This is a genomic window from Bifidobacterium sp. UTBIF-68 (assembly GCF_006408855.1).
Classification (GTDB): domain Bacteria; phylum Actinomycetota; class Actinomycetes; order Actinomycetales; family Bifidobacteriaceae; genus Bifidobacterium; species Bifidobacterium reuteri.
In genome coordinates this window covers 1-1,082 of record NZ_JFAN01000024.1, presented here as the reverse complement: position 1 = coordinate 1,082, position 1,082 = coordinate 1, and the positions used below count along the sequence as shown (strand labels likewise).

The window sequence follows — 1,082 nt, the reverse complement described above, 5'->3', positions numbered from 1 at the left end:
CGCGTTCGCCCGGTGGCTCGCCGGACGGGGCCAATCGTTCCGGGAGAGGGTGAAGGTGGTCGCGATGGACGCGTTCGCCGGATACAAGAAGGCCGCCCGCCGCGAGGTCCCCCACGCCGTGGAGGTGCTGGACCCGTTCCACATCGTCAAGCTCGCGGGCGACAAGCTCACCGCCGTGCGCTGCCGGCTCCAGCGCGAGCGGACGGGCCGGCGCGGCACCAAGGACGACCCGCTCTACAGGGGACGGCGCGTGCTGCTGAAGACCGAGACCCTGAGGACCGACAGACAACGGGAGCGAGCCGCCCGCCTGCTCGACGACCCCGCCAACGTCGCGTTGAAGCTCGCGCACGGCGCCTACCAGAAAATCATCCGCTGCTACGCGCAGGAGGACAGACGCAAGGGCAAGGGCATGATGGCCGAACTCATCGAGGCGCTCAACGCCCCGGGAGCCGCGCCTGGATGCCCCGAACTCGCCACCCTGGGACGCACCCTGAAACGCCGCATGCAGGACATCCTCGCGTTCTTCGACCGGGAACACAGCGCCAACGGGCCCACCGAGGCCATCAACGGCAGACTCGAGACCCTCAGGGGCATCGCCCTGGGCTTCCGCAACCTCGACAACTACATCACCCGCAGCCTGCTGCACACCGGCGGCTTCAGACACACCATCCAAACCCACCTATAACAACCCACACCTACACACCAAAATGCGAAGAGCCTCATAACTCTGCCTGATGAGTGTTCGTTTGATTGTTGTTATTTGCTTCGTAACTGTGTCTTTGTGGGTGATTCCTCGGAATCGTTGAAATTACGCCGAAATGTCATCTGCTTGTTATTTGCTTCCGTGCTTTTCGCCATGGGCGTTTCGTTGTGGTCCGTGCCCCGCTGGTGCATTTGTGGCGGTTTTGCACTTGCGTGGCGGGTTAGTGACGTTTCGGGCGTACTGCCGTTGTGAGTATCTCGCGAGAAACCGCGGAATTTCGCCGTTTCTCAGTGTGTGGTTTCGCTGGCTCAGCGATACTCCCGCATTCGCGTTGCCCCGCTGGTGCATTTGTGGCGGTTTTGCACTTGCGTGGCGGGTT

Annotated in this window: 1 protein-coding gene; it reads left to right on the top strand. The window is 62.6% G+C overall.

Annotated elements, in window-relative coordinates; translation table 11 throughout:
* Window positions 1–685 (top strand): ISL3 family transposase (locus BW14_RS07540; protein ID WP_140489947.1); only part of this gene is annotated, 685 nt, incomplete at its 5' end.
* Between the last annotated feature and the right edge of the window lie 397 nt (window positions 686–1,082).